General features: G+C 62.7%; 26 protein-coding genes, 1 tRNA gene and 1 pseudogene. 12 read left to right on the plus strand and 16 right to left on the minus strand.

Annotated features, from left to right (window positions below):
* Window positions 1–41 precede the first annotated feature (41 nt).
* From CWE17_RS09765 to CWE17_RS09775, 3 genes are all read right to left on the minus strand, one after another.
* A complete protein-coding gene (locus CWE17_RS09765; protein ID WP_131456700.1) occupies window positions 42–299 on the minus strand; it encodes a Nif11-like leader peptide family natural product precursor in 258 nt (85 codons plus the stop codon).
* Window positions 300–337: 38 nt separating this feature from the next.
* Window positions 338–2011: a SulP family inorganic anion transporter gene (locus CWE17_RS09770; protein ID WP_131456702.1), complete on the minus strand. Its 1674-nt coding sequence runs from the start codon at window positions 2009–2011 to the stop codon at window positions 338–340.
* A 75-nt stretch (window positions 2012–2086) separates the two neighbouring features.
* Window positions 2087–2479: a hypothetical protein gene (locus CWE17_RS09775; RefSeq protein WP_240789363.1), complete on the minus strand. Its 393-nt coding sequence runs from the start codon at window positions 2477–2479 to the stop codon at window positions 2087–2089.
* 132 nt (window positions 2480–2611) lie between these two features.
* On the opposite strand from CWE17_RS09775, the gene CWE17_RS09780 reads away from it, so the two are divergent.
* From CWE17_RS09780 to CWE17_RS09800, 5 genes are read left to right on the plus strand one after another with little or no spacing between them, the layout of a single operon-like run.
* Window positions 2612–3598 carry a DnaJ C-terminal domain-containing protein gene (locus CWE17_RS09780; RefSeq protein WP_131456704.1) on the plus strand — a complete coding sequence of 329 codons (987 nt, stop codon included), beginning with the start codon at window positions 2612–2614 and terminating at the stop codon, window positions 3596–3598.
* Between the two features lie 40 nt (window positions 3599–3638).
* Window positions 3639–4640 (plus strand): porphobilinogen synthase, encoded by a 1002-nt coding sequence (gene hemB / locus CWE17_RS09785; RefSeq protein WP_131456706.1) that lies wholly within the window; start codon window positions 3639–3641, stop codon window positions 4638–4640.
* Between the two features lie 39 nt (window positions 4641–4679).
* Window positions 4680–4922, plus strand: coding sequence for a hypothetical protein (locus tag CWE17_RS09790; protein WP_131456708.1), 243 nt, complete (start codon window positions 4680–4682; stop codon window positions 4920–4922).
* A 41-nt stretch (window positions 4923–4963) separates the two neighbouring features.
* The gene (locus CWE17_RS09795; protein WP_131456710.1) at window positions 4964–5365 is read left to right on the plus strand and encodes a VOC family protein; all 402 of its coding nucleotides are present in this window, start codon (window positions 4964–4966) and stop codon (window positions 5363–5365) included.
* A gap of 2 nt (window positions 5366–5367) precedes the next feature.
* Entirely contained in the window at window positions 5368–7776 is a 2409-nt protein-coding gene (locus CWE17_RS09800; protein ID WP_131456712.1) for an endonuclease MutS2, read from the plus strand.
* 16 nt (window positions 7777–7792) lie between these two features.
* Here the strand turns inward: CWE17_RS09800 and CWE17_RS09805 are convergent, their stop codons facing one another.
* The gene (locus tag CWE17_RS09805; RefSeq protein ID WP_131456714.1) at window positions 7793–9022 is read right to left on the minus strand and encodes an ABC transporter ATP-binding protein; all 1230 of its coding nucleotides are present in this window, start codon (window positions 9020–9022) and stop codon (window positions 7793–7795) included.
* A 60-nt stretch (window positions 9023–9082) separates the two neighbouring features.
* Here CWE17_RS09805 and obgE point away from each other — a divergent pair, with 60 nt between their 5' ends.
* Both obgE and CWE17_RS09815 read left to right on the plus strand, forming a co-directional pair.
* Window positions 9083–10075, plus strand: coding sequence for a GTPase ObgE (gene obgE / locus CWE17_RS09810; protein WP_131456717.1), 993 nt, complete (start codon window positions 9083–9085; stop codon window positions 10073–10075).
* Between the two features lie 106 nt (window positions 10076–10181).
* Window positions 10182–10364 carry a hypothetical protein gene (locus CWE17_RS09815; RefSeq protein ID WP_131456718.1) on the plus strand — a complete coding sequence of 61 codons (183 nt, stop codon included), beginning with the start codon at window positions 10182–10184 and terminating at the stop codon, window positions 10362–10364.
* A gap of 76 nt (window positions 10365–10440) precedes the next feature.
* On the opposite strand, the gene CWE17_RS09820 is transcribed toward CWE17_RS09815, so the two are convergent.
* A complete protein-coding gene (locus CWE17_RS09820; protein WP_131456720.1) occupies window positions 10441–10659 on the minus strand; it encodes a CP12 domain-containing protein in 219 nt (72 codons plus the stop codon).
* A 161-nt stretch (window positions 10660–10820) separates the two neighbouring features.
* On the opposite strand from CWE17_RS09820, the gene CWE17_RS09825 reads away from it, so the two are divergent.
* Window positions 10821–11339, plus strand: coding sequence for a hypothetical protein (locus tag CWE17_RS09825; protein WP_131456722.1), 519 nt, complete (start codon window positions 10821–10823; stop codon window positions 11337–11339).
* Here CWE17_RS09825 and CWE17_RS09830 read toward each other — a convergent pair.
* Genes CWE17_RS09830 through CWE17_RS09840 form a run of 3 tightly spaced genes read right to left on the minus strand, consistent with a single transcriptional unit; the run spans window position 11320 to window position 14878 of the window.
* Complete coding sequence (locus CWE17_RS09830; RefSeq protein ID WP_131456724.1) at window positions 11320–13236, minus strand: ABC-F family ATP-binding cassette domain-containing protein; 1917 nt, start codon at window positions 13234–13236, stop codon at window positions 11320–11322. The two genes, CWE17_RS09825 and CWE17_RS09830, sit on opposite strands and share 20 nt — an antisense overlap.
* A complete protein-coding gene (locus tag CWE17_RS09835) occupies window positions 13233–13886 on the minus strand; it encodes a DUF2301 domain-containing membrane protein (RefSeq protein WP_131456726.1) in 654 nt (217 codons plus the stop codon). The genes CWE17_RS09830 and CWE17_RS09835 overlap by 4 nt, the downstream gene beginning before the upstream one ends.
* Entirely contained in the window at window positions 13883–14878 is a 996-nt protein-coding gene (locus tag CWE17_RS09840) for a glutathione S-transferase C-terminal domain-containing protein (RefSeq protein ID WP_131456728.1), read from the minus strand. Before CWE17_RS09840 ends, CWE17_RS09835 begins: the two co-directional genes overlap by 4 nt.
* Window positions 14879–14933: 55 nt before the next feature.
* Here CWE17_RS09840 and CWE17_RS09845 point away from each other — a divergent pair, with 55 nt between their 5' ends.
* Window positions 14934–15893: an aspartoacylase gene (locus tag CWE17_RS09845; RefSeq protein ID WP_131456730.1), complete on the plus strand. Its 960-nt coding sequence runs from the start codon at window positions 14934–14936 to the stop codon at window positions 15891–15893.
* Here CWE17_RS09845 and CWE17_RS09850 read toward each other — a convergent pair.
* The 4 genes from CWE17_RS09850 to CWE17_RS12260 form a co-directional block, all read right to left on the minus strand.
* Complete coding sequence (locus CWE17_RS09850) at window positions 15872–16243, minus strand: hypothetical protein (RefSeq protein WP_131456732.1); 372 nt, start codon at window positions 16241–16243, stop codon at window positions 15872–15874. The two genes, CWE17_RS09845 and CWE17_RS09850, sit on opposite strands and share 22 nt — an antisense overlap.
* Before the next feature lie 100 nt (window positions 16244–16343).
* Window positions 16344–16721 carry a hypothetical protein gene (locus CWE17_RS09855; RefSeq protein ID WP_131456735.1) on the minus strand — a complete coding sequence of 126 codons (378 nt, stop codon included), beginning with the start codon at window positions 16719–16721 and terminating at the stop codon, window positions 16344–16346.
* Between the two features lie 92 nt (window positions 16722–16813).
* The gene (locus tag CWE17_RS09860) at window positions 16814–17173 is read right to left on the minus strand and encodes a hypothetical protein (RefSeq protein ID WP_131456737.1); all 360 of its coding nucleotides are present in this window, start codon (window positions 17171–17173) and stop codon (window positions 16814–16816) included.
* 32 nt (window positions 17174–17205) lie between these two features.
* Complete coding sequence (locus CWE17_RS12260; protein ID WP_164498757.1) at window positions 17206–17346, minus strand: hypothetical protein; 141 nt, start codon at window positions 17344–17346, stop codon at window positions 17206–17208.
* 163 nt (window positions 17347–17509) lie between these two features.
* Here CWE17_RS12260 and psbA point away from each other — a divergent pair, with 163 nt between their 5' ends.
* Both psbA and CWE17_RS12080 read left to right on the plus strand, forming a co-directional pair.
* Window positions 17510–18589 (plus strand): photosystem II q(b) protein, encoded by a 1080-nt coding sequence (psbA, locus tag CWE17_RS09865; protein ID WP_007100687.1) that lies wholly within the window; start codon window positions 17510–17512, stop codon window positions 18587–18589.
* 192 nt (window positions 18590–18781) lie between these two features.
* Window positions 18782–18949, plus strand: a complete 168-nt coding sequence (locus CWE17_RS12080; protein WP_161971430.1) for a hypothetical protein — start codon at window positions 18782–18784, stop codon at window positions 18947–18949.
* Here the strand turns inward: CWE17_RS12080 and CWE17_RS09875 are convergent.
* Together CWE17_RS09875 and CWE17_RS09880 are read right to left on the minus strand one after the other, a co-directional pair.
* Window positions 18946–20058: a DUF389 domain-containing protein gene (locus CWE17_RS09875; RefSeq protein ID WP_131456739.1), complete on the minus strand. Its 1113-nt coding sequence runs from the start codon at window positions 20056–20058 to the stop codon at window positions 18946–18948. The genes CWE17_RS12080 and CWE17_RS09875 overlap by 4 nt on opposite strands.
* Before the next feature lie 75 nt (window positions 20059–20133).
* A tRNA-Thr gene (locus tag CWE17_RS09880) sits at window positions 20134–20206 on the minus strand.
* 43 nt (window positions 20207–20249) lie between these two features.
* On the opposite strand from CWE17_RS09880, the gene CWE17_RS09885 reads away from it, so the two are divergent.
* On the plus strand, window positions 20250–20504 hold the full coding sequence (locus CWE17_RS09885; RefSeq protein ID WP_131456741.1) for a DUF3493 domain-containing protein: 255 nt from the start codon (window positions 20250–20252) through the stop codon (window positions 20502–20504).
* A 60-nt stretch (window positions 20505–20564) separates the two neighbouring features.
* Here CWE17_RS09885 and CWE17_RS09890 read toward each other — a convergent pair.
* Window positions 20565–21125 (minus strand): annotated as a pseudogene (locus tag CWE17_RS09890) (low-complexity tail membrane protein); the annotation flags it as partial.
* Between the two features lie 23 nt (window positions 21126–21148).
* Entirely contained in the window at window positions 21149–24511 is a 3363-nt protein-coding gene (infB, locus tag CWE17_RS09895; protein WP_131456743.1) for a translation initiation factor IF-2, read from the minus strand.
* Window positions 24512–24574 lie beyond the last annotated feature (63 nt).

Here is a 24574-nt window from a genome sequence, read left to right on the forward strand (position 1 = left end):
GTGTGAGTCGAAGGGAGTGAGCCGATCCAGTGGCGAACCGATCAGATGAAGCGGCCGATGAACACGTCGCCGAAATTCTGTTCGAAGATTTTGTTGCCTAGCTCGGTGATCTCCTGATCACTCATGCCGGCCATGTTGTGCAGGTTGTGGCGCACCACCGTGGCGTGGTGAAGCTCATGGCCGTGGTCGGCGGCCACCTGGATCAGCTCCTCCGCCGAACGGGCTGCTTTCACCTTGTCGGTGAGGGCGGGATCGGCGGAGGCTTGCTTGAGGAATCGATCCAGATTCTGCTGGCTCATGACGGGGCCATCGTTGGGATGCCCTCATCTTTGAGTGTTCAGCTAAAGGTTGCGTTATCCCCGCCCAGATGGGCCAGTGCTTGCTCGAGCGCTTCCCTGCGGGTCGGCACCAACGCATCGATCCCGAACTGGTTCAGCCGCTCGCGCACCTTGCCAGAGGCGCCGGCTACCAACACGTCCCGATGGTGGTTGCGGGCTTCATCCACCATGCGCTCGATTGCCAGGCTGGCCGTGACCCCCACATGAGGGACCTCGCTGATATCGAGAATCAGCATCCTGTACTCACGAACCAGCATCATCCGCTCGCTGATGCCCTTGGCGGCTCCAAAGCTGAGAGGGCCCTGCAGGCGAAACAGCATCACGGCGTCACCGCAACGGTTGAGGAGGGCCTGCTCCTCGGGGGGAAGGTTGCCGCTGGCCTCTGGCCCGCTCTCCATCCCTGCCAGTTGGTGCTCGCTCAGATTTTCAATCGTCAGCAGATTGGCCACGAACATGCCCACCAGCACGGCCCCGATCAGATCCCAAAACACGGTGAGGACCAAGACGCCCCACATCACCACCGCGGTTTTGCGAGACAACCGATGGGCTCTGAATAGGAATCCCCAGTCGATGATGTCTAGCCCCACCTTGATCAGAATTCCCGCGAGTAACGCAGTGGGAATTCCTTCCGCCAAGGGGCCGGCCCCAAGCAGCAGCACCAACAGCACCAGTGAGTGCACCATCCCCGCAAGGGGTGTGCGGCCCCCGGATTTGATGTTGATCACCGTGCGCATGGTCGCCCCGGCTCCTGGCAGGCCGCTGAGTAGGCCTGCTACGGCGTTGGCGATGCCTTGACCGATCAGCTCCTTGTCCGAGCGGTGACGCGTTCCGCTCAGGTTGTCGGCCACCAGTGAGGTCAGAAGCGAGTCGATGGAGCCGAGCACTGCCAGCACCAGCCCTGCCCTCACGAGCACAGGGAGATGTTCGCTCCAGTTGGGAACGTTCAGTTCTAGGCCTCCCTCTGGGATCGCCCCGATCCTCGGCAATTGTTCCGAGCCGAAGAGCAGCAGCGATAGCGGCGTGATCAACAGCAGCGCCAAAAGTGGTGGGGGCAGCCAGCGACGGACGGAGGCCGGAGTGCAGAACACCACCAGCAACGTGCAGCAACCGATCCCTAGAGAAGCCGGATTGGGATGCCAGTTGCCGGCCACCATCCGCAGGGCATTCACCACACCCCCGCCACTGTTGATGCCAAGGAGCGGGCCGATCTGGAGCAGCAGGATGATCACGCCGATGCCCGACATGAATCCCGAGACCACCGAGTAGGGCACCAGCGTGATGTACCGCCCTAGGCGCAGCAGGCCGAACAGGATTTGCAGAAGTCCACCGATCACCACCGCGGCCATGACCAGGGGCAGGACTTGCCCGCCGCTTAGGTCACGCGAGATTCCTACGGCAGCAAGGGTTCCCACAATCCCGGCCACGGTCACGCTCATGGGCCCTGTCGGACCGCTCACCTGTGCAGGGGTGCCGCCGAACAGCGCCGCTAGAAACCCTGTGACGATGGCTCCGTAAAGACCGTAAATCGCGCCTCCTGGGCCCAGCGCCGCATTGCCGAAGGCCAGGGCTAGGGGCAAGGCAACGACCGCTGCAGTCAGCCCCCCCAGCAGATCCCCACGCCAGTGGCGTTGATTGAAGCCATGCAGAATCCGCCCTGGAAACCATCTGGCCATTGGAGCTTCTCTGCTGCCTGCATTGTTCGCAGGATTGCGGAGGTCGCCAGCCTTTCGTTATCGAATCGGGCCCATTCAGGGGCGGCCTGTTGTCATCCCTGACCAGACCTGAAGCTCCTCCAGGCTTTGCACGCCCACGCGCCTTTCGCCGTTGGGCAGGATCCAGGTGGGATAAGCGCGAATCTCGGCTGCCTGACAGGCGGCCGCTTGTTGAGGCAGTTCTTCGGGTTTGGCGCATTCCACGTAGGGAAGACGCTGGGCCCCGACTTCACCAAAAAGGCCCGTCTGGAACTGACAGGCCGGACAGCGCCAGGATCCGTAATACAAGACGTTCACCTGCTTGAGGTGGTCCGCCAGGGCCAGTGGATCAGGGCCGGCGGGTTGTGCCGTGGCACCAAGGGGCGCGAGCAGCAGGGGGGTGGCTGCGATGAACAGCCGACGCAGGCCCCGGCGGGACATGGAATGCATGGGCCCCGAGAGAACGACTCAATCGTAAAGAGGCCATCGGCGTTCGGGCTTCCCTCCATTCATGGCCTGGGCCGGGGAAGGACATTGCTGAGACGATGGATCTCAGTGGGGCCCTAGGCCATCGCATCCGTTATGGCCGGCAGTGGTTACCGCGATTACTTCAAAGTGCTCGGGGTCGACCGCGGTGCTGATGCCGATGCGATCAAACGCGCGTTCCGGAAGCTGGCTCGGCAGTACCACCCGGATGTGAATCCCGGCGATCAGACAGCCGAGGCCAAGTTCAAAGAGGTAAGCGAGGCCTACGAAGTGCTGTCCGATCCGGAGAAGCGCCGGCGCTATGAACAGTTCGGCCAGTACTGGAATCAGGCTGGCGGCATGGGCAGTGGCCCAGCTGGAGCCGGCTTTGATGTGGATTTCGGCCGCTACGGAAATTTCGATGATTTCATCAACGATCTGCTTGGGCGGTTCGGGGGTGGGGGTGGTGCTGGCTTCGCGGGTGCTTCCGGTTTCCCAGGAGGCGGTTTTCCTGGAGGTGGTTTCGCAGGAGGTGGTTTCCCCAGGGGCGCACAGCGACAGCCCGTGAACCTCGATGCAGAAGCCACCGTCAAGGTCAGCTTCTCCGAAGCCTTCCGCGGTGGAGAGCGCACTCTCTCCGTCAATGATGAACGGGTGCAAGTGCGAATCCCTGCTGGGGTGAAAAATGGCTCCAGGCTCCGCCTCAAGGGCAAAGGCAACCTGCAGCCGGGTACGGGGCGTCGCGGCGATCTCTATCTGAATCTTGAGGTGCAGGCCCATCCCGTGTGGCGCCTCGATGGTGATCAGCTCCGCGCGGATCTGCCCGTTGCTCTCGATGAACTCGCCCTGGGTGGCAGCGTCACCGTGATGACCCCTGACGGCGAAGCCGATGTGGCCATTCCTGCGGGAACAGCCCCTGGCCGCAGCCTTCGCCTGAAAGGCAAGGGTTGGCCCCAGAAGTCCGGTCGCGGTGATCTGCTGCTCACCCTCACGCTCCAGTGGCCGGATGCCTGGTCGGAGCAGGAGAAGCGGCTGTTCGAGCAGTGGCGCGAGGCACGTGCACAGGATCCCCGTCGCGACTGGCTTCAGTCGGCTCGCCTCTGAGGCAGGCCCTACGATTTCAGCCCCAATCCAGCCTCGCCTGATGGATCTTCCCTATCGCCCCCGACGACTGCGCCGCACCCCGGCTCTGAGGGCCATGGTGCGCGAAAACAGTCTTCAGGCTTCGGATTTCATCTATCCGTTGTTTGTGCATGAAGGCACCGAGGTGGAGGCGATTGGGGCGATGCCAGGGGCGTTTCGCTGGAGCCTCGAGCAGCTCACCGGTGAAGTGAAACGCGCCTGGGATCTGGGAATCCGCTGTGTGGTGCTGTTCCCGAAGGTGGCGGAAGGGCTGAAAAGTGAAGATGGCTCCGAGAGCTTCAACGAGCACGGCCTGATCCCCCGTGCCATCCGTCAGCTCAAGCAGGAGTTGCCAGAGATGGCAATCATGACCGATGTCGCGCTTGATCCCTATTCATGCGACGGCCATGACGGGATCGTCAGTGCTGAGGGGGTCGTGCTGAATGACGAAACGATCGAACAGCTCTGTAAGCAGGCGGTGGTGCAGGCTGAAGCGGGAGCCGATCTGATTGGCCCCAGCGACATGATGGATGGCCGCGTCGGAGCCATCCGGGAAGCGCTCGATGACGCCGGTTTCGAACACGTTGGCATCATCAGCTACACAGCCAAGTACTCATCGGCCTACTACGGCCCGTTCCGTGAGGCACTCGATTCCGCCCCACGCCCTGCCGGTAGCAAGCCGATTCCCACCAACAAGGACACCTATCAGATGGACCCGGCCAATGCCCGGGAGGCGATCACTGAGGCTCAGCTTGATGAGCAGGAAGGGGCCGACATCATGATGGTGAAGCCCGGGTTGGCGTACCTCGACATCATTCACCGGCTTCGGAAGGAATCGGAGCTGCCGATTGCCGCCTACAACGTCAGCGGCGAATACTCAATGGTGAAGGCGGCCGCTGAGCGCGGCTGGATCGATGAGCGGGCTGTGGTGCTCGAAACCCTTCTCAGCTTCAAGCGTGCGGGTGCCGATCTGATCCTCACCTATCACGCCTGTGATGCCGCCGCTTGGCTGCAGCAGGACTGATCGATCAGGGCTAAGCAGGGAACAGGTTCGACTTCGACCATGGTTGCCGCCCGACCTCTGCGTTTCTGGAGTCCGCTGCCCTTCGTGGCCTCCGCCATTGCCCTGATCATTGCCGCCCATCTTCTGCTCAGTGGCGATCGCCGTGATCGGGGTGACGGGTTGGCGCTGCTCGGGAGCGGCCTGATCTGCTTTTCCATCGGCTGTGTTTGCCGTACCTCCTGGGGGATCTCCTTCGCCCATGATCCAAAGCCTGAGCCCGCATCCCTGGAGCCGCGCCGGTAGGTTCAGATCAGCCTGAGCTCCTTTCGCCTGCCCCTTCCGCCATGGTTCCCGTCCATCGTCTCGGTCATGTCGCCATTCGCGTGCAGGACATGACCCGGGCGATTGCCTTTTATACGGATCTCGGCATGCGACTCGTCTGGCGGGCTGAGGACTGGTGCTATCTGGAAGCGGGTGAAGGCCGCGATGGTCTCGCCTTGCTCGGGCCCAATTACAAGGCCGCCGGCCCCCACTTCGCCTTTCACTTCAAGGACCGTGCCGCTGTTGATGCCGTGCATGCCCGGCTCAAGAAGGATGGGGTGGCAGTCGGTGGTGTGCATGACCATCGCGATGGCACTGCTTCCTTCTATCTGCGCGACCCCGAGGGCAACTGGCTCGAAATGCTTTATGAGCCCCCGGAGGGAATCCCTTCGAATCAGCCTGAGGTTGCCGCTGAGCCCTCCTGACGATGGCTGAGCAACACCGCGCAATGGCGACGTCATCCGGCGTGCTGGAGGAGGCGCTCGAGCTACTGGAGTGGCCGCGCCTCTGCAGTCATCTCGCTCATTTCGCCAGCACGGTTGTGGGCCGTCGGCACTGCCAGGGTGATCTCTTCCCCGCTGATCTCGATGGCAGTCGCGTCTTGCTGGCCCGCAGCATCGAGATGGGGGGGCTCGATGGTGTGATTGACGGGGGGCTCAGTTTTCAGGGGGTTCACGACCTCGAGCCGGTTGTGCTGCGCTGCTGCAAAGGGGGGGTCGCCGATGGCGAGGAGCTGCTGGAGGTGGCTGACACCTTGGCCGCTGGCCGTCGCCTGCGGCGGCAGATCGATGACCCTGAGCTTCGACCTGTCTGCACAGCCCTGCTTGAAGATGTGGCCACCCTCCCAGAGTTGGAGCAGCGGCTGAAATTCGCGTTGGAGGAAGGCGGCAGGGTGGCGGATCGTGCCAGTGCGGCGCTGTCCGGGTTACGACGGCAGTGGCAGCAGCTGCGCCAGGAGCGTCGTGATCGCCTGCAGGAGGTCATCCGCCGCTGGGCTTCGCAGTTGCAGGACACGGTGATTGCTGAGCGCCATGGCCGTCCCGTGCTCGCGGTGAAGGCCGGGGCCGCGGCCCATTGCCCCGGCATGGTGCATGACAGCTCCGCCTCTGGCAGCACGGTGTTCGTGGAGCCGCGAACGGTGGTGGACCTGGGCAACCGTTTGGCCGATCTCGAGGGGCGGATCCGGGAGGAGGAACAGCGGGTGCTGGCGGAGTTGAGTGCTGCTGTGGGTGAGCAGGGTGAGCCCCTCCAGCGACTCGGGACCGTGCTGCTTCAGCTGGATCTCGCCCTGACCAGGGCGCGGTATGGCCAGTGGCTTGGTGCCGTACCTCCTCGGTTGGAGCCCGATCCTGACGCTCCGTTTGTGCTCCAAAACCTGCGCCATCCACTGCTCGTCTGGCAGGAGCGCAGGGATCAGGGGTCCCCAGTGGTACCGATCAGCGTGGAGGTCTCCAGCAGTCTGCGGGTGGTCGCGATCACCGGACCCAACACCGGCGGCAAGACCGTCACTCTCAAAAGCATCGGCCTGGCCGCTCTGATGGCCCGTGCTGGTCTCTGGTTGCCCTGCACGGGAACGCCATCCCTTCCCTGGTGTGCTCAGGTGCTGGCTGACATCGGTGACGAGCAGTCGTTGCAGCAGAGCCTGTCGACGTTCAGCGGCCATGTGAGACGCATCGGGCGCATCCTCGCCGCTTTAGCGGCCGGCCCCGCTCCAGCTCTCGTGCTGCTCGATGAAGTCGGAGCAGGCACGGACCCCAGTGAAGGCACTGCCCTGGCGACTGCCCTGTTGCGCACCCTCGCGGACCGAGCCCGCCTCACCGTGGCAACCACCCACTTTGGGGAACTGAAGGCCCTCAAGTACGCCGATGCTCGTTTCGAGAACGCCTCCGTTGCTTTCGACAGCGACACGCTGTCTCCGACCTATCGCTTGCTCTGGGGTATTCCAGGTCGCAGCAACGCTCTGGCGATTGCCACGCGTCTGGGCCTGGATTCTGGGGTGATCGAGCAGGCTCGGGAGTTGCTGGCCCCCCAGGCGGAGGGGGATGTGAACGCTGTGATCCGCGGTCTTGAGGAACAGCGTCAACGCCAGCAGGCGGCTGCTGAGGATGCCGCTGCTCTCCTGGCCCGCACGGAACTTCTGCATGAGGAGCTGCTGGGTCGCTGGGAGCGCCAGCGGCGTGAATCCTCAGAGCGGCAGGAACAGGGGAGGCAGCACCTCGAGGCCTCGATTCGCTCAGGCCAGAAGGAGGTTCGCCGTCTGATCCGGCGCCTGCGGGATGAGAAGGCCGATGGCGAAACGGCTCGGCAGGCCGGCCAACGGCTCAGGCGTCTGGAGTCAGATCATCAGCCCCGGCCCCAGCGCCGACAGCTCACAGACTGGCGGCCTGCGGTTGGCGAACGGATCCGACTGCTCGCACTCGGCAAGGCAGCAGAGGTGCTGTCGATCTCAGAGGATGGCCTTCAGCTGCAGGTTCGTTGCGGAGTGATGCGTAGCAGCGTGGAGCTGACAGCGGTAGAGAGCCTGGATGGTCGTCGCGCCGCAGCACCTGAACCGGTGGTGAAGGTCAAGGCGCGGGTGAATGGCTCCGGTGCTCAGGTGCGCACCTCACGCAACACCGTGGATGTGCGTGGCATGCGTGTGCATGAGGCTGAGGCTGCCGTGGAGGAGATTCTGCGCACGGCCAGTGGTCCGGTCTGGGTGATTCATGGCGTTGGCACCGGGCGCCTTAAACGTGGACTGCGTGACTGGTTGTCGACGGTTCCTTACGTGGAGCGAGTGGTGGATGCGGATCAGGGAGACGGTGGAGCTGGCTGCAGCGTGATTTGGCCTCGATGAATCCGTTCGCGATCGCCTAAAGCGTTGGAAGCACTGGCTCCGGGCCTGGAGCGGCAGGCTCCTCAGGCAGAGGGATCGCTTCTCCAGCCTGGTCGAACAGTCGCCAACCCGCCGGATCCGCATCGAGGTGGATCCGGCTGCCGCTGGTCAGGCTGAGATCCGGTTCAGCTCGCACCTGCACCAGGTGATTGCCCTCAAGCAGCCTGCAGGTGATCAGTTGCTCGTTCCCCAGGACCTCGCAGTGACTGACCTCCGCAGGCAAGTTGCGGTTGGTGGCGGGAGCCACTTTCAACTGTTCCGGTCGGATGCCAGCGGTGAGCGGCTGGCCTTCCAGCGCGGGCATGGCAGCAGCGAGTGGACCTTCCACGTTGAGCCGGCGCTCCTCCAAGAGAAGGCAGTGGCCGGCACCCACACGGACTGGCAGCACGTTCATTGGTGGACTACCGATGAACTGAGCCACGAACAGGTTCGAGGGCCAGCGGTAGAGCTCCATCGGCGTGCCCAGTTGCTGCAGCTTGCCTTGATTCAGCACCGCGATTCGGTGCCCCATGGTCATGGCCTCCACCTGATCGTGGGTCACGTAAAGGGTGGTTGTGCCCAGCTGGCGCTGTAGATCAACAATCCGGGCACGGGTGCTGGTGCGCAGCTTGGCATCGAGATTGCTCAGCGGTTCATCCATCAAAAACACCGCTGGTTGGCGGGCCATGGCGCGACCAAGCGCCACCCGTTGTTTCTGACCACCTGAGAGTTCCTTGGGCCGGCGATCGAGCAGCTGATCGAGCTCGAGGGCGCGTGCCACCTCCTGGGTGCGCTCCTCAATGCGTTGCTCCCGCATGGAAGGAACCTGCAGGATGCCTGGAAGCTGCCGCGTCTGCCTGTGCAGCTGATCCTGGATCCGTTGCACAGGCGTGCGTGAGCGACTGCGCCGGAGACCGAACCCCAGGTTGTCGCGCACACTCAGGTGCGGATAGAGGGCATAGCTCTGAAACACCATGGCCACGTCCCGCTGGGAGGGCCTTAGCTGACTGACCGGTCGATCCCCCACAAGGATTTCCCCTGAGCTGGGGGTGTCGAGCCCTGCTAGCAGCCGGAGCAAGGTGCTTTTGCCGCAACCGGAGGGGCCCACCAGCACGAGGAACTCGCCATCGTCGATGCTGAGATCCAGTTGGCGGATCACCTCCACCCCAGCGCCACCGCCCCTACCGGGATAGGTTTTGCTGAGCGCCTCGAAGCGAACCCCGGCCACCGCTGTGCTCCCGTTCGACGCGATCCTAGGGTTGATGGTTGGCCAGGCCCGAGGGTTGCTGTGCAGTTCATCGATCAGGCGCGCATCACCGTGCGGGGCGGCCGCGGCGGCGATGGGATCGTCGCTTTCAGACGCGAAAAATATGTGCCGGCCGGTGGCCCCTCAGGGGGTGATGGGGGGAATGGCGGCAGTGTTGTGCTCGAGGCAGACGCCAACCTCCAGACCCTGCTCGATTTCAAATACAAGCGCCTCTTCCCGGCGGTGGATGGGCGGCGGGGCGGTCCGAATCGCTGCACCGGTGCCTCTGGCATTGACCTGGTGATCCGTGTGCCATGCGGTACGGAGGTTCGCCACCTCACCACAGGCATCTTGCTGGGGGATCTCACGACGGCTGGCGAGCAATTGGTGGTGGCTTTTGGTGGCCGCGGTGGCCTTGGAAATGCCCATTACCTCAGCAACCGAAACAGGGCGCCGGAGAAATGCACTGAAGGTCGCGATGGGGAGGAATGGCCCCTGCAGCTGGAGCTGAAGCTGTTGGCCGAGGTGGGGATCATTGGATTGCCCAATGCAGGCAAGAGCACTCTGATCAGCGTGCTCTCAGCGGCTCGCCCCAAGATCGCCGATTACCCATTCACAACTCTGGTGCCCAACCTTGGCGTCGTCCGACGTCCGACCGGGGATGGCACCGTGTTCGCCGACATCCCCGGGTTGATCGCTGGTGCTGCCCAGGGAGCAGGGCTGGGCCATGATTTTCTAAGGCACATCGAACGCACCCGGCTGCTGATCCATTTGGTGGATGGGGGCTCAGAGGATCCAGTCAGTGACCTTCGCGTGGTGGAGAAGGAGCTGGAGGCCTATGGCCACGGTCTCGTGGATCGCCCACGAATCCTGGTGCTGAACAAGCAGGAATTGCTGAATGATGAGGCGGCCCGTGCTGAACAGGTGGAACGGCTGCAACGTGAAAGCGGTCGACCAGTGCACTTGATTTCGGCGGCCATGGGTCAGGGGCTGGATCAACTCCTGGATCTGGTCTGGCGGGAGCTGGGCATCTAAGACAGCTGGCTGTTTGGCGGAAACCTGGTGCTGGTGTTCACGCCGACATCAATGCTTGTGGCCCCCTGGATCCATGGCGATAACGGGGGCAGCTCGTTTTCGATTCATGACCTTCTTCACCTGTTTCGATGCCGAAGGTGGGGTGATTGCCCGCTGTCAGACCCCTGAGGAGATCGCCGTCCTGCAGGGCATGGGCCGTCCGATCGCCGAAGTGCGCGAGATGAAGGCCGAAGAAGCTGTGGTCTGCTCTCTCACCGGTAGCCCAGCCGAATACGACGAGGAAGTCTGAAAACGCCAAAGAAATGGCCTGCGGGACAGCATCCTGCAGGCCATCGATCATTCGTCAGTAGGGACTGACGCTCTGATCAGTCGTCGTAAACCCGGCACTCGGGTGCGTCGGGGTTGGCGTCGCAATACATCTCAAGGGATGTGGGGTCGTGATTATCACCGGGATGGTGTTCCTTGTAGTCCTTGAGCTCCTTGAGCTCACCTTCCAGGTGACGCACTTTGGCCTCGTTCCCCTCGGCACGGGCAGCCTCGATCTCCGATTGATCTTTTTGGATGTGCTCGTCGATGGATTTCATGGAATCTGCGGTCTTTGGGTGCCGCTCACAGGCAACGGGCACACCATACGGCTGATCCACGATGGCGCTACGGGGGAAGGGTGCCACTGCCTTTCCGTAACAGGATGCTTGTCAGGGATCGCTCATTGGCGCTACCAGCTCAGTAGGGAGCAAGGGGGCACATGGTTCGGATCAGGCATCGTCAAGGCCGCCACTTCATGGATGAGGAGGGGCGGATGTTCTGGATCAATGGGCCTGAGGCCTTCTGCTATCTCTCGGAGCAGAGGCAATGGCGATCAGGACTGACGTTTCTGGAAATCCTGGAATGGAAGCAATGCGCTCCTTCTGGGCTTGTCAGTCAGCGATTTGCCTCGCTCGTGCAGGCCTGTGAAGCCTTTGAACACAATCAGGTGATCTGGTCCCATGACCTTTACCTGAGACGGATGGGTGATCAGATGGCCCTGCATCGCTCTCTCGATGACTACAGGCCCACGGCGATGAAGCTGGCTGAGGCTGCCGGTGCGCGGGTTCTCCCGGCCCCCTGGGCCGTGTCGGGCCAGAGCCAGGCGCAGGTTGTTCTCTGCTGTGAATGGCCCGCACCATCGCGCTCCCAGGATCTGGCTCATCCCAAGCGCAGACGGCGCAAGCGCAGCGGTTCACCTGTGTTGCAGACAGCTTCTTTTATGGAGCCAGTTCGCTGAGTTCCAGCCAGCGCTCCTCGGCTGACTCCAGCTTCTGGATTAATGCGGCCAGCTCCTCGCTCAGGCGGGTGAGGTCTTCTCCAGTCCCGCTACTCAGCGCGGCTTCCAATTCGCTTTTGCGTGCTTCGAGAGCTGGGAGCTCCCGGTCGAGAGCTTCAAGCTCTCGAGATTCCTTGAAACTGCGCCGTCGAGGAGTCGGCGCTGGATCGCTGGTCTGGCTCTCCTGCCGCAGGCTGGAGGTGGTGTCCTTGGTTTGGCGCTGTCCTGCGCTTGACCGCTCGTCTTGCCGACGTTGATCGAGAAAGGCGCTGTAGTTGCCCTCAAAACGCTGCAGGCGCCCGTTCTCGAAGCAGAACAGGCGATCCACTGTGCGGTCGAGGAAATAGCGGTCGTGGGAGACCACCACGACGCAGCCCTGGAAGTCCTCCAGTAGATCCTCGAGGACGCTCAGCGTCTGCACATCGAGATCATTGGTTGGTTCATCAAGAAGCAGCACATTGGGGGCTTGGATCAACAGCCTGCAGAGGGTGAGGCGCCGCCGCTCACCTCCGGAGAGCTTGCTGATGGGGCTGTGCTGTTGGGCGGGAGGAAACAGAAAGCGTTCAAGTAACTGAGATGCACTGAGTTGTTCGCCCCCCAGGTCGATACGCGAAGCAGCTTCTTCCACGAATTCGATCACCTTCCGCTCCAGTCCACGTCCGCTGGTGAGGGCGTCGGTGTGTTGGTCGAGATAGCCGAGGTGCACGGTGTCGCCGAGCCGCAGGCTGCCGCTGGTGGGTTCGCGGCGCCCGGCGATCAGGTCCAGCAGGCTCGATTTACCGCTTCCGTTGGGGCCGATGATGCCGACCCTGTCCTCAGGGCTAAAGCTGTAGCTGAAGTCATCCAGCAGCACAGGCCCGTCGGGATGGCCATCGGCGGTGACCCTCAGGTTCTCAGCTTCGATCGCGATCTTGCCGATCCTTCGGCTGATGCTGGCCATGTCCAGCTGCGCCCGAGCCTGGCGGGAGGGTGCTTCCCGCATCGCCTCGATGCGTTGCAGCCTCGCTTTCTGTTTGGTGCTGCGAGCTTTCGGGCCCTGACGCAACCAGGCCAGCTCCCGGCGCAGAACGCTTTTGAATTTTGCAGCGGAGGCGGCATCTGCGGCATCCTCTTCGGCCTTGCGCTGCAGATAGGTGCTGTAGTTCCCGTCGTAACTGCGTGCTTCGCCTCGATCCACCTCCACCATCCGGCGCGTGACGCGATCCAGCACATAGCGATCGTGGGTGACGAGCACCACAGCCCCTGGATAGCGGTCGAGCCATGACTGCAACCATTCCACCGCTGCCGCATCTAGATGGTTGGTGGGCTCATCCAGCAGCAATACATCCGGGCAGGCCACCAGGGCCGATGCCAGACCCACCCGCTTGCGATACCCGCCAGATAGGTCTTCGACTGGGCGATGGAGATCACTGATGCCAAGGCGCTGCAACACCTCTTGACACTGCTGTTCGAGGCCCCATGCTTCCGACTCATCCATCTGCTGGCTGAGCTGTCCCAGCTCAGCCAGCAAGGAACTGTCTTCGGGTGCTTCAGCCACAGATTCGCTTAACGCGGAGAAGCGCAGCAGGAGCTCCCTTTTTTCTCCGCAGCCAGCCAGCACCTGTTCGAGCACGGTGAGACCGGGCTCTACGGCACTGTCCTGGCCCACCAGTTCGATCCGCAATCGTGGCGAGCAGCGTCGTTCTCCAGCACCGAGTGGTTCGATCCCGGCGAGCACCTTCAGCAGGGTCGATTTACCCGCGCCATTGGGTCCGATCAGGCCAAGCCGATCGCCCGCGGCCACGTGCAGTGTGAGCTCGGCGAAGAGGGTGCGGATTCCGAAATCCTTCGCTGCCCCCACCAGGCTGATCAGACTCACGCGCTTGAGGCCATCCGTTGTGCTTCCAGATAAGCAAACACGCTCTTATCCCCCACATCGGCAGCAATAGGGCCCCCAAACTTGCGCAGCGCTAGGACCAACATCAGCAGGGCCGCCAGAGTCATCACAGTGCCGGTGAGCGCCTCTGAGAGCAGTCCGCACAGGTGGCCGAGTAGTCCTAGGGGTAGCAGCAGGGTGAGTCCGATCGCTTCCGGCCGGCGGAAGCAGAAGAACTCTTTGAACCCCACCCCAGTGAGGGCGGCGAACAGAGGACCGATCAGCCAGATCCAGAGTGGTTGCTGCGCCGCGACCTGGAGCATGGGCTCGGAACCGCTTCGCCACATCAAAACCAGAAGCCCAAAGCATCCCAGGCCCCAGAAGACCTGCAGAGCTCGATGCAGGCTGCGCAGATAGATATGGATCCAGCTCAGGGCCAGTCCCAGACTGGTGGCCATTGGCACGAGCCAGAGGCCTGCGTGGCGTGGGCCCAGCAGGACCCATTGCCCCATGGCTGCCGTGAAGCTGATGGCGCAGATCAGGAGACAGAAGCGATAGCGCTGCACTTCCTTCGCATCACGCTCGGTGATCTGGTAACTGCCATAGACCCCCTCGAACGTTGTTTGTTCACCGTTGGCGGTGGAGGAGATCATGGGCAGGTGGGGGGCTGGGCCATGACCAGTCTGCTCAAGTCCTCGCCGGCTGGAATGATGCCCCCAGGGTTGAGCGGGAAGAGGGCTCCGAAGTAATCCTGCCGCCAGGCGTGGGCATCACAGGTGGCGGCTACTCCTGGCAGCTGGAAGAAGCGTTGTCGCCACTCCCAGAGTGCCGGCAGGGTCCATAGGGGGTGGGCCGTGCATCCGAACAGGGGGGCGTACACCATTTCCCATCGAATCAGTGTTGGGAAGAGACGCACGTCAGCCAGGGTCAGCTGCTCGCCGCAGAGCCAGGAACCCCCTCCAGTCTTGAGAGCTGATTCCACGGTTTTCAAGGCCTGGAAGAGAGCCTCACTGGCGTCTTGATAGGCCTGCTGGCTGCGGGCGAATCCACAGCGATAGACCCCGTCATTGACCGCTGGCTGCAGTCGTTGCTGCCAGATTTCGATGCTCTCCAGAAGCGGCTCCGGGGCGAGATCAGGAGCTCCTTGGGGGGCAGGCCAGCGCGCTAGCGCCAGGCTGAGTTCGGCGCTGTCATTGCCAAGCAGAGCCGGTTCATGGGTTGCTGACTGGCATGGATCAATCAGCGCCGGCACTGTGGCCCGGTGTCTGGGACTGCAGCCGCAGTGTTGATACAGAGCCTGCAGGCTGTCGCAGCCCAGCCAGGCCGGTTCCAGGCTCCATCGCCCCTTCAGGTGATCGGCTTTAGCGATCACCAGCTCAAGACTCGGCTGCAGCTGCCGCAGTTGATGAATGAGCCAGGTGCGATGGGCCCATGGACAGCTGCGGCCGATGATCAGTCGCGCTCGGGTCTCGTCGTTGCGGGCAAGCAGGTCGCTGGCCTCGGGAAGCACCATGTCACGGCGGTCGCTCGCGGGCCTGCGGTAGTGACCTTCTGCGTCGGCTGGGGCGAGTCCTTGCATCAGGCGTTGCCATTGCCAGTGCCAACCCGCGCGAGCAGTGGCAACGATCAGCGGGGGAACGGCCATGGCGCTTTCCTTTCATTCCATCCTCCGCCAGGCTGGAGGTCCTGGCTGGTGGTGCATGGCAGCCCCTCGAGTGTTGGTGGTCGCGGGCACCCACGGCAATGAGATCAACGGTCCATGGCTGCTCGAGCAATGGGAGTCGCATCCAGACTTGCTTGATCGCAGGGGGCTGCAGGTCGAGACGGTGCTTGGCAACCCCGAGGCCTGCCGACTTGCCAGGCGCTATGTGGATCGTGACCTCAATCGCAGCTTCCGCCCCGAATGGTTGGGTCTGGTCCCGGAATCTTTCTCCTCAGCTCCGCGGGATGTCCCCCTGGAGCTCCTCCGGGCCCGGGAGCTCATGGCTGCCTATGGGAGCTCTGGGTCTCTGCCCTGCAGCCTGGTGTTCGATCTGCACAGCACGACGGCTGCGATGGGGGCCTCGCTGGTGGTCTATGGGCGCCGCCCGGCTGATCTGACCTTGGCAGCGGCGCTGCAGGAGCGGCTGGGACTGCCGGTGTATCTGCATGAGGGTGATCAGGCTCAGCAGGGCTTTCTTGTGGAGCGCTGGCCCTGCGGACTGGTCGTTGAGATCGGCCCTGTGCCCCAGGGTGTTCGCTCTGCCCGCGTCGTCGAACAGACCCGGCTCGTACTCCAGGCGGCCTTCGATGTGACCCATGAAGCTGCTCACGGCTTACTGATCACCCCATCCGATCTGGTGGTGCATCGACATCTCGGCAGCATTGACGTTCCCCGCGATCCAGCCGGTCACCCTGATGCCTGCATTCATCCACAGCTTCAAGGCCGGGATTGGCACCCACTGCGTCTTGGTGACCCGCTGTTCTTGCGTGCCGATGGCGAGGTGATCCGCCATGGAGGCCCGGATGGGCTGGTGCCAGTGTTCATCAATGAAGCGGCCTATGCCGAAAAAGCGATCGCCTTCAGCTTCACCAGCAGGGAACGGTGGCCCCTGGACCCATCAGGGCCAGGGGCGCTCAGGGCTCTGCTGATGAGCGATCAGCGCGGGGAGCCGTTGTAAATCACCTGAACCACGCTGCGGCCGTCAGGGGCGATCTGGATTTCGGATTCGGTGGTCGGCTGACTTCCGTTCTCAGGCCAGCCGGGCTTACCGCCAAGGAAGCGGAAGGTGTAGCCCTGGCTGTTGTCGCTAGTTAGGCACTGTCCGCCTCCTCCGGCTGTGTTGAACATGCAGGGCTGCGGCCGGTACGCGCTCAGACCACCGTTCTGGTTCACAATGGTGTTACGCGCCAAGTTCAGGGCACGCACCTGGGAGGCGGGCACAGGGGCCTGCGCCTGAACCGGAGCGGTGAGGCTGAGCAAAGACGCGCCGCTGAGGGCCAGTGAGGCTGAAAGGAGACGGAAACCCATGGGTGAGGTGAGGATCTCACCTTCATTGATTGTCCGGCTCCTCTCAGCTGTCAACTCGCTGCAACACAGCGCGCCCGATCCGGATCAGTTTGGACTTGATTCAGCGCAGAGGACCGTTGTAGGGGACCGCCACGATGCTGTCTCCGGTGCGGGAGACCAGAACCTCAGTTTCCATTGAGGGATTGGCTGGAACCTGCTGTTGCCAACCTGGTGCCCCCCCCTTGAAGCGGAACAGAAAACCCTGGCTGGATCGGGAGATCAGGCATGTGGGAGCCCCGGTTTCGTACATGCAGCTAGCGGCCCTGTACTGGGAGAGCCCCCCGTTGAGAGATTCAGCTCGCATTCGGGCCAGGTTCGCGGCCTTGGTTTGAGCGAGGGGAAGCGAGCTGCTGCTCTGAGCGTGCAGGGCGCCTGGGCTGAGGGCCGCCAGGCCAAGGAGCAGGCCTGCGGCGAAGCGGAGCGTTCGTGTCTGGTTCATGGTCCCGATGATGCTTGGGCAGGGCGATCGTCTTCTGACTGGTTGATGACCAAGCTGTGTCTGGTTACGACCGTTCGCCTTGGGGGGATGGCCTACCCGCAGGCCCAGGTGGCCTGTTCCTTGGTGCAGGGCAGATCGCTTGTGCTGCCATCGGCCCAGTAGATCCGTAATCGATCATCCACCGTGCCGAGGCGCAGGGTGAGTGATTTCACAGGGCCGGCGGGAGCTTTGCGATTCGGGTCGCCCGGTTGTGCGCCCTGCTGGGCAAGCCGTCGCTCCAGTTGCTCGAGGCGCAACTCCAGACGATTGATCGCTTCAGCCTGTTGGCCTGCTTTGTTCGGTTGAGATGGCTTTTGACAGGCGCTGAGCCCGAGCAAGGCCAGTGCTAGGCCCGTGAGACCGACCAGGGGGCCGACACGGATTTGAGTTGCGGCACAGGCTCTGCTGAGCATGGACAAAGGGTTGGTGCCCCCAGTCTGCGTGGTTACTGCGGGTTGACCAGTCGCTCGCTCCAGTAGATGACAGCCCCCTGGGCTTCGAGCTCATGGCGCCTATGACGCGCTCGTTCCACTGGAACGGTCTCCTCGAGACGTCGCCCGGCATGAAGCCAGCGAATCAGAACCACTTGAGTCTCCAGAGACTTGACTTAAGAACCTTAAGCGATCCTGAAGGCCTTGCCCTTCTTCGTGAACGGGAGCACACACAGCTCAATGTTCCGTTACAGTCGTGCGTGGCAGGGCATCCCTGCCCTTCCGTAACCGCTCTTCGGAGCATCTTTTCCCGTTCTCATGACCACCACCATTCAGCAGCGCTCCGGCGCCAATGGCTGGCAGTCCTTCTGCGAGTGGGTCACCTCCACCAACAACCGCCTCTATGTGGGCTGGTTCGGTGTGCTGATGATCCCCACCCTGCTGGCTGCCACCACCTGCTTCATCGTTGCCTTCATCGCAGCTCCCCCCGTCGACATCGACGGCATCCGTGAGCCTGTTGCTGGCTCCCTGATCTACGGCAACAACATCATCTCCGGTGCTGTTGTTCCTTCCTCCAACGCCATCGGCCTGCACTTCTATCCCATCTGGGAAGCTGCCTCCCTCGATGAGTGGCTCTACAACGGCGGTCCTTACCAGCTGGTTGTCTTCCACTTCCTGATCGGCATCTTCTGCTACATGGGCCGCGAGTGGGAACTCTCCTACCGCCTCGGCATGCGCCCCTGGATCTGCGTTGCTTACAGCGCTCCTGTGGCTGCTGCTTCTGCTGTGTTCCTGGTGTACCCCTTCGGTCAGGGTTCCTTCTCTGACGGCATGCCCCTCGGCATCTCCGGCACCTTCAACTTCATGCTGGTGTTCCAGGCTGAGCACAACATCCTGATGCACCCCTTCCACATGCTGGGTGTGGCTGGTGTGTTCGGTGGCTCCCTGTTCTCCGCCATGCACGGCTCCCTGGTGACCTCCTCCCTGGTCCGCGAGACCACTGAGAGCGAGTCCCAGAACTACGGCTACAAGTTCGGCCAAGAGGAAGAGACCTACAACATCGTGGCTGCCCACGGTTACTTCGGTCGCCTGATCTTCCAATACGCCTCCTTCAACAACAGCCGCAGCCTCCACTTCTTCCTGGCTGCCTGGCCTGTGGTCGGCATCTGGTTCACCGCCCTGGGCGTCAGCACCATGGCCTTCAACCTGAACGGTTTCAACTTCAACCAGTCCATCCTTGATGGTCAGGGCCGCGTCCTGAACACCTGGGCTGATGTGCTGAACCGCGCCAACCTCGGCATGGAAGTGATGCACGAGCGCAATGCTCACAACTTCCCCCTCGACCTGGCTGCTGCTGAGTCCACCCCCGTGGCTCTGCAAGCTCCCGCCATCGGTTGATTTGGAATCAACAACAGGTTCAGGTCAACTGAACCGGAAAGTCCCCTCCTCGGAGGGGGCTTTTTGTTGTGCGCTCCTTGGCTTGGCAACTCAGGCTGCAATCACGCTGCGCACGGCTAACGCCCACCCAGCTGCGTGGGGTGCTTCCGCTAGCAGGAAGCGGCCTGAATCGAGAGCCTCAGCGAACACTGGATGAGGACCCGCTGGCCCGGGGACAACAACGGAAACATCCGCTGCATTCAGAAACGCCGCATCGACAGCGAGGTATCACTCAGGCATGGCTTTACGGTCAACTCTTCGACCACCGGCTCCGGTCTTGAAATGGCATTCGCTGGCATCTCGATGCCCCGTCGCCCTTAATCAGTGGTCTTGTCAAGAGTTGGCGGCGCGGTCAACTGTGGCAAAACATCAGGTTGCTGGTCAGATGGCAAGAGGTTGCTCGCACTGGAATTGTTCTCGTTGGGTGCTTCCTCCGGACCGACGACATCAACCGCCGTACGTTGCACTACCAGCTGAAAACGAAGCGATTGTCTTTTGTTGATCTCGTCCTGCACTGCTGAAACCTGTTTGAAGGTGGGCAGTCTTGGATCGGTCACGCGCACTAGTGCGCGAATCACTGGAGGGTTGCGCCCCCAGTCAATGTCGAGTTGCTCGAGATCGACGTTCTGTTGATCGCCAAAGGTCAGAGTTTCGCGGCGCAGAAAGGAAAGAATCGTGGAGCGGATCGCGTCGCGGGTGTTGTCTTGTCTTGCACGACCCAGCAGGTTGATGAAGCTGCTACCAAGCGGAATCAGCAACAAACCGGTGAGCGCGAAGTTCGCAGCACTGAGACGGCTGCGGCGAAGCTGCTGACGCAGCACCGGGTCCTTCCAGGCCATGAGTACAAGCCCGCCGGTGAGGATGCCCATCAGGTTTGTGGCGAAAAGCAGGCCAGCGCCACTGGCCAGACTCCAGCGCTGATGGGAGATCAGCAGGCCCATCACGCAGATCGGTGGGACCAGAGCCACAGCAATCGCCGTGCCCGCCAGGGAACTGACGGCATCGCTGCGCAACTTCGCATAGGTGGCCAAACCACCGGCTACAAGGGCAATGCCTAGGTCAAGCAGATTGGGTGCAGTTCGCGCCGCCACTTCGCTCCCAAACTGAGGCAGCCCCACGCTGCTGCCCAGCAGGGCTGCCATCACCGTGGTGGTCAAGACACCGATGAAGAGCGTGCGCAGGGCACGGCTCAGCAGACGTGCGTCGCCGAGCAGGATGGCAAAGGCTCCGGATCGGATGGGCATGATCCAGGGAGCAACCACCATGGCGCCGATGACCACAGCAGCGCTATTCGCAAGCAATCCGAGGGTGGCAATCAAGCTGGCTCCAATGGTGAGAACGATGAAGACCTCATCGAGCGCAGCATCCCGCCGGTAACTTCTGTGCAGCTCCTCCAGTCGTTTCAGCGGCTCGACCACGCTGCTTTTCATGACACTCCGGTACCAGCGTCATCAGTCTGGTCTTGCCCGAGAGCTTGGACGACGCATCCGGCGCCATTGGGGTGAAGCCGATGACCTGACTTGAACAGGCGACCCACGCTTTACGAAAGCGTTGCTCTACCGGCTGAGCTACATCGGCGACAACAGGAACTTAACATTTGAAGCTGCAGCGCTTTTGACGGTTGGGTCAGAACTCCAGGAAATCCCTCGACCCTGACCTCAAGGAGCGACTTCTCAGGGAATCACGCACTCCCTGGCGGGGTCTTCGGCGACTCCTCTGGCTTGCTTTCTTCGCTTCCGGTGGGCTCGGACTTTTCGTCATGGGCTTCCGGGGCAGTGCCGGTGGGGATGTTGTTCTCAGTGACCTCGGAATTCAGATTGGAGCTGTTGTCCTCTTCGGCAGCCTGCTCTGGTTCGATCGAGACCGCGGCGTTTGAAGCATTCGCCGCCGCAGTGGCGGCGATCTGCACGTCCCAGTGGAGGTTCTCCAAGCGCAGTAGACCCAGGCCGAAGGAGAGCCTGCGGGTCTGAAATTCGTTGTCATCCATAGGGCTGACCGCATCCAGTGCATTGGGATCGCAGGTCAGAAGCCAGATTGCTTGGATCAATTGCTGCCACTGCCAGAGCAGCATCGCCAGGATTGGGATGGCGACTAATAGACAGGTCAGACGGCTGCTGCCTGCCAGGGGGGAGAGGTCTCGAACCAGCACGGCCGAGCTGTCAATCCACCAGAACAGGAAGAGAAGCACCAGGACTCCACTGGCAGCCAGTACACGGATCAGAGGGCTGCTTTGCAGGTTGCTGAGTTGACGCTGAACGCGGCTGCGGGAGTCTGGCCTGATGCGGACCAACAGCAGGGATCCCCAGTCAGCTGGCTGGCGCCACAGCAGAACCGCAGGGGCCAAGGCCCCAAGTGCCCAAGTCAAGAGCCGTTCCAGCACAGGCACAGGACCCAGATCCGATCCGGCGAGCACCAGCTGCAAAAGGATCAGCTCCAAGGGGATGGCCCCGATGGCAAGGAGCTGAAGCCAGAGCAGTGGCTCGCTGCGGGAACTCACGGTCGGCAGTGGCGGGGTGGTGATCAGGTGCTGAGTTTCCGGCGCTGGGTAACCATCTTGAAGCCTTCAATACGGTCGCCCTCCTCCCAATTCGCAAAGCGATCACAGCCGATGCCGCATTCGAAGCCCGTGGCGACTTCTTTGACATCGTCTTTGTTGCGACGCAAAGAGTCGAGATCGCCCGCAAAGACAATTTCCTTGCCGCGATGGACACGAACCTTGCAGTTGCGTTGGAGCTTGCCCGTGGTGATGTAGCAACCGGCCACGGCGCTCTTGCCAATCGTGAAGACGGCACGCACTTCCGCTTCGCCCAGGGGCTCCTCGACCATTTCTGGTTCGAGCAGGCCCTCCATCGCCATCTGGATGTCCTCCAGCAGCTTGTAGATGACGTCATAGTCCCTGACGTCAACACCAGTGGCATCGGCAGCGCGCTTGGCACCGGAGGCCATGGAGGTGTTGAAGCCCACGATGACCGCGCCCGATGCGGCAGCGAGATCCACGTCGGTTTCGGTGATCTCACCGGGAGCTGACAGCAGCACTCGCACCTGGACTTCGTCCTTCGGTAGCTGTTCGAGCGACCCGAGGATCGCTTCCACGCTGCCCTGAACGTCGGCTTTGAGGATGAGGTTGAGCTCCTTGAGCTCGCCCTCACTGGCTTGTCCGGACATTGCGGCAAGCGACACACGACGGGACGCCATCTGCTGGGCCAGCCGTGTGGCGCGGGCATCGGAGGCGCGATCGCCCACAACGGCGCGGGCGGATTTTTCGTCGGGATAAACCTCGAACTCATCACCAGCTGTCGGCACTTCGCTGAAGCCCAGGGCCTCGACCGCACAGGAGGGCCCTGCTTCCTTGAGGCGATGCCCGGCGTCATCGACCATGGCGCGCACCTTGCCCAACACAGGCCCAGCAGCGACCACATCACCCGTACGCAGGGTGCCGTTCTGAATCAGCAGTGTGGCCACAGGACCCTTGGCTTTGTCCAAGTGCGCCTCGATCACGGTGCCCTTGGCCAGGCGATCGGGGTTGGCCTGCAGGTCTTCCACTTCGGTGACCAGGAGGATCATCTCGAGCAGCTTGTCGATGTTCTCGCCCTTGATCGCGCTCACGGGCACCATCACCACATCACCGCCCCATTCCTCGGCTAGCAGGTTCTGTTCCGAGAGTTCCTGCTTCACCCGGTCGGGAGATGCTCCTTCTTTGTCGATCTTGTTGATCGCCACCACGATCGGGACCTCGGCGGCCCGTGCATGGCTGATCGCTTCCAGGGTCTGGGGGCGGACGCCGTCATCGGCAGCAACCACCAGGACAGCAACGTCAGTCACCTTCGTGCCTCGGGCCCGCATGGCGGTGAATGCCTCGTGGCCAGGCGTGTCGAGGAAGGTGATCTTGCGGGGCTCTCCGCTGTGTTCGATCTCCACCTGGTAAGCACCGATGTGCTGGGTGATGCCTCCGGCTTCGCCTGCGGCCACCCTCGCTTTGCGAATGGCGTCGAGCAGGCTTGTTTTGCCGTGGTCCACGTGACCCATGACGGTGACCACGGGAGGGCGGCGAATCAGGTGGGCGAGATCCTCCTCCTCGATCATCTCGACCGTCTTCTTGGCGGCCTCCTCCACGTCGTCTTGGAGAACCGGCACACCGAACTCTTCGGCCACCGTCTCGATCGTGGGCATATCGAGGGTTTGTGTGACCGTGGCGATGATCCCCTTGAAGAACAGGGATTTGATGATCTCGGAACTCTCGACACTGAGCATGTCGGCCAGTTCCTGCACCGTGAGGTTGTCCTCCGGAACGATCAGCATCTCCGGGCGTACTTGCTTGGCTTCTCGCGCTGCACGCAGTTCCATCGCCCGGCGCCGTTGGCGCTGACGGGTGGTTTCCTTTTTGCGTTTCCGCATGGCCGCCACCGGCTTGGCTGCGGCTTTCTGCTGCGCTTTGGGTTTGGCCGGACGGGCCAGGCTGGCCGAAAGGACCATGGCCTGCTGTTCACCGGCGTAACCACCGGTTTCCGCCGTCAGCGCATCATCGTTTTCACCAATGATGTGCACCTTCTGGCGCTGCTTCTGAGGAGAGCGGCTGCGCAGAGCTTCCAGCTTGGCGCTGTCATCCCAGTCGGGGCGACCGGGTCGGCGCTGACCTCCAGCACCCGGGGCTGGTCTGTAACCAGGACGTCGAGGCGCTGAAGGTGGCTGAGCGGTGGGCCGAGCCACGGGAGGAGTGGCTTTGCTGTCACCGTCCGTTCCTCCACGCGGTGCAACCGGCGTGCCGTCGGGTCGACGGGGCGGGGGTGCCCCAGGACGCCCAGATGGCTTCTGAAGTTGCATGAGCTCGCCAGGGGCCACTGGCTTGCGCATGCCGCCAGGAGCTCCGGGGCGAATCGGTGCCGACGGGCGTCCGCCGCCATCGCGTCCGCCTGGGCCCGCTCCATCGCGTCGGATCGGCTTGCCGACCAGCTCGAGACCACCGCCAGAACGGGGCTGGCCGGGACGGGATGGCCCAGGACGTCCAGCACCAGGTCCACCTGCTCTGGCTGGAGTCGGTCGCTGGGGGGCGCCGGGGCGTGCGGGCGTTGCCGGTCGTTGGTTTTGGCTGCCGGCGGCGACAGGCCGGGGACTGACGCCAGGGCGCTGCGCCGGCGGACGCATGGGGGGATTTCCCTGGGCATTGCCGGGAGGATTGGCTCCGCGGGCCGGCTGGGGGCGGCCCACCAATTCCGGTTTGGCCACCGGACGCTGGGGCGGCGCCGTGGTGCGCTTTACCGGTGCGGGTGCGGCAGGCCGCCCAGCACTGGGAGCACCACTTTGGTTTTGGACGGGTCTGGGGGAAGGAACCGCAGGGCGAGGACTTGGTGTCGCCGGCCGTGTGTTCGAAACCGGCTTGCTCGCAGGGGCACTGGGGCGTGCCGGAGGTGCGCTCACCGCAGGTTTCACCACCTGAGGACGGGGTGTTGGCGCAGCAGCTGGCTTGGCCTGGGGCTCGCGGGCCACAGGCTGCTTCGGACTCGTGGGTTTCTGCACCCCTGGCTTCACCACCACGGGCTTCTGCTGCACCACTGGCTTCGCCGGGGGGGCTGGTTGGCGCGGAGCGGCCGGGCGGCTTGGGCTTGCCGCATCTCCTGCCGGCTGCGCAGGCTTGGCGCTGGGGCTGTCCGCTTTCCGCACGGAAAGGATCGCCTTGCCTGGAGCCGGTTTCGCAGGTGCTGCCGGTGCAGGCTTGCTGCCCTGCTTCAGCAATGAGCGGATCTTTGCTGCCTCGCCATCACTGATCGAGCTGCTGTGGCTCTTCGCCGCAATGGAAAGCTTTTCAGCAGCATCCAGCACGTCCTTGTTGTCCAGGCCCAAGTCCTTGGACAGCTCATAAATTCTGACTTTGCCGCTGCTGGTCATTCAGGTCAGGTCTCCGGTCGGTCAGGGCACGGTGTGCCCCGGGGCTCCACCCAGGTGGGGCCA

This window comes from Synechococcus sp. BS56D (genome assembly GCF_004332405.1).
Taxonomy (GTDB): Bacteria; Cyanobacteriota; Cyanobacteriia; order PCC-6307; family Cyanobiaceae; genus Synechococcus_C.

Coding starts and splice junctions, on each gene's coding strand:
- CWE17_RS09765 (WP_131456700.1), bottom strand. CDS start 299: ATGAGCCAGCAGAATCTGGATCGATTCCTCAAGCAAGCCTCCGCCGAT.
- CWE17_RS09770 (WP_131456702.1), bottom strand. CDS start 2,011: ATGGCCAGATGGTTTCCAGGGCGGATTCTGCATGGCTTCAATCAACGC.
- CWE17_RS09775 (WP_240789363.1), bottom strand. CDS start 2,479: ATGCATTCCATGTCCCGCCGGGGCCTGCGTCGGCTGTTCATCGCAGCC.
- CWE17_RS09780 (WP_131456704.1), top strand. CDS start 2,612: ATGGCCGGCAGTGGTTACCGCGATTACTTCAAAGTGCTCGGGGTCGAC.
- hemB (WP_131456706.1), top strand. CDS start 3,639: ATGGATCTTCCCTATCGCCCCCGACGACTGCGCCGCACCCCGGCTCTG.
- CWE17_RS09790 (WP_131456708.1), top strand. CDS start 4,680: ATGGTTGCCGCCCGACCTCTGCGTTTCTGGAGTCCGCTGCCCTTCGTG.
- CWE17_RS09795 (WP_131456710.1), top strand. CDS start 4,964: ATGGTTCCCGTCCATCGTCTCGGTCATGTCGCCATTCGCGTGCAGGAC.
- CWE17_RS09800 (WP_131456712.1), top strand. CDS start 5,368: ATGGCTGAGCAACACCGCGCAATGGCGACGTCATCCGGCGTGCTGGAG.
- CWE17_RS09815 (WP_131456718.1), top strand. CDS start 10,182: ATGACCTTCTTCACCTGTTTCGATGCCGAAGGTGGGGTGATTGCCCGC.
- CWE17_RS09820 (WP_131456720.1), bottom strand. CDS start 10,659: ATGAAATCCATCGACGAGCACATCCAAAAAGATCAATCGGAGATCGAG.
- CWE17_RS09825 (WP_131456722.1), top strand. CDS start 10,821: ATGGTTCGGATCAGGCATCGTCAAGGCCGCCACTTCATGGATGAGGAG.
- CWE17_RS09835 (WP_131456726.1), bottom strand. CDS start 13,886: ATGATCTCCTCCACCGCCAACGGTGAACAAACAACGTTCGAGGGGGTC.
- CWE17_RS09840 (WP_131456728.1), bottom strand. CDS start 14,878: ATGGCCGTTCCCCCGCTGATCGTTGCCACTGCTCGCGCGGGTTGGCAC.
- CWE17_RS09845 (WP_131456730.1), top strand. CDS start 14,934: ATGGCAGCCCCTCGAGTGTTGGTGGTCGCGGGCACCCACGGCAATGAG.
- CWE17_RS09850 (WP_131456732.1), bottom strand. CDS start 16,243: ATGGGTTTCCGTCTCCTTTCAGCCTCACTGGCCCTCAGCGGCGCGTCT.
- CWE17_RS09855 (WP_131456735.1), bottom strand. CDS start 16,721: ATGAACCAGACACGAACGCTCCGCTTCGCCGCAGGCCTGCTCCTTGGC.
- CWE17_RS09860 (WP_131456737.1), bottom strand. CDS start 17,173: ATGCTCAGCAGAGCCTGTGCCGCAACTCAAATCCGTGTCGGCCCCCTG.
- psbA (WP_007100687.1), top strand. CDS start 17,510: ATGACCACCACCATTCAGCAGCGCTCCGGCGCCAATGGCTGGCAGTCC.
- CWE17_RS12080 (WP_161971430.1), top strand. CDS start 18,782: ATGAGGACCCGCTGGCCCGGGGACAACAACGGAAACATCCGCTGCATT.
- CWE17_RS09875 (WP_131456739.1), bottom strand. CDS start 20,058: ATGAAAAGCAGCGTGGTCGAGCCGCTGAAACGACTGGAGGAGCTGCAC.
- infB (WP_131456743.1), bottom strand. CDS start 24,511: ATGACCAGCAGCGGCAAAGTCAGAATTTATGAGCTGTCCAAGGACTTG.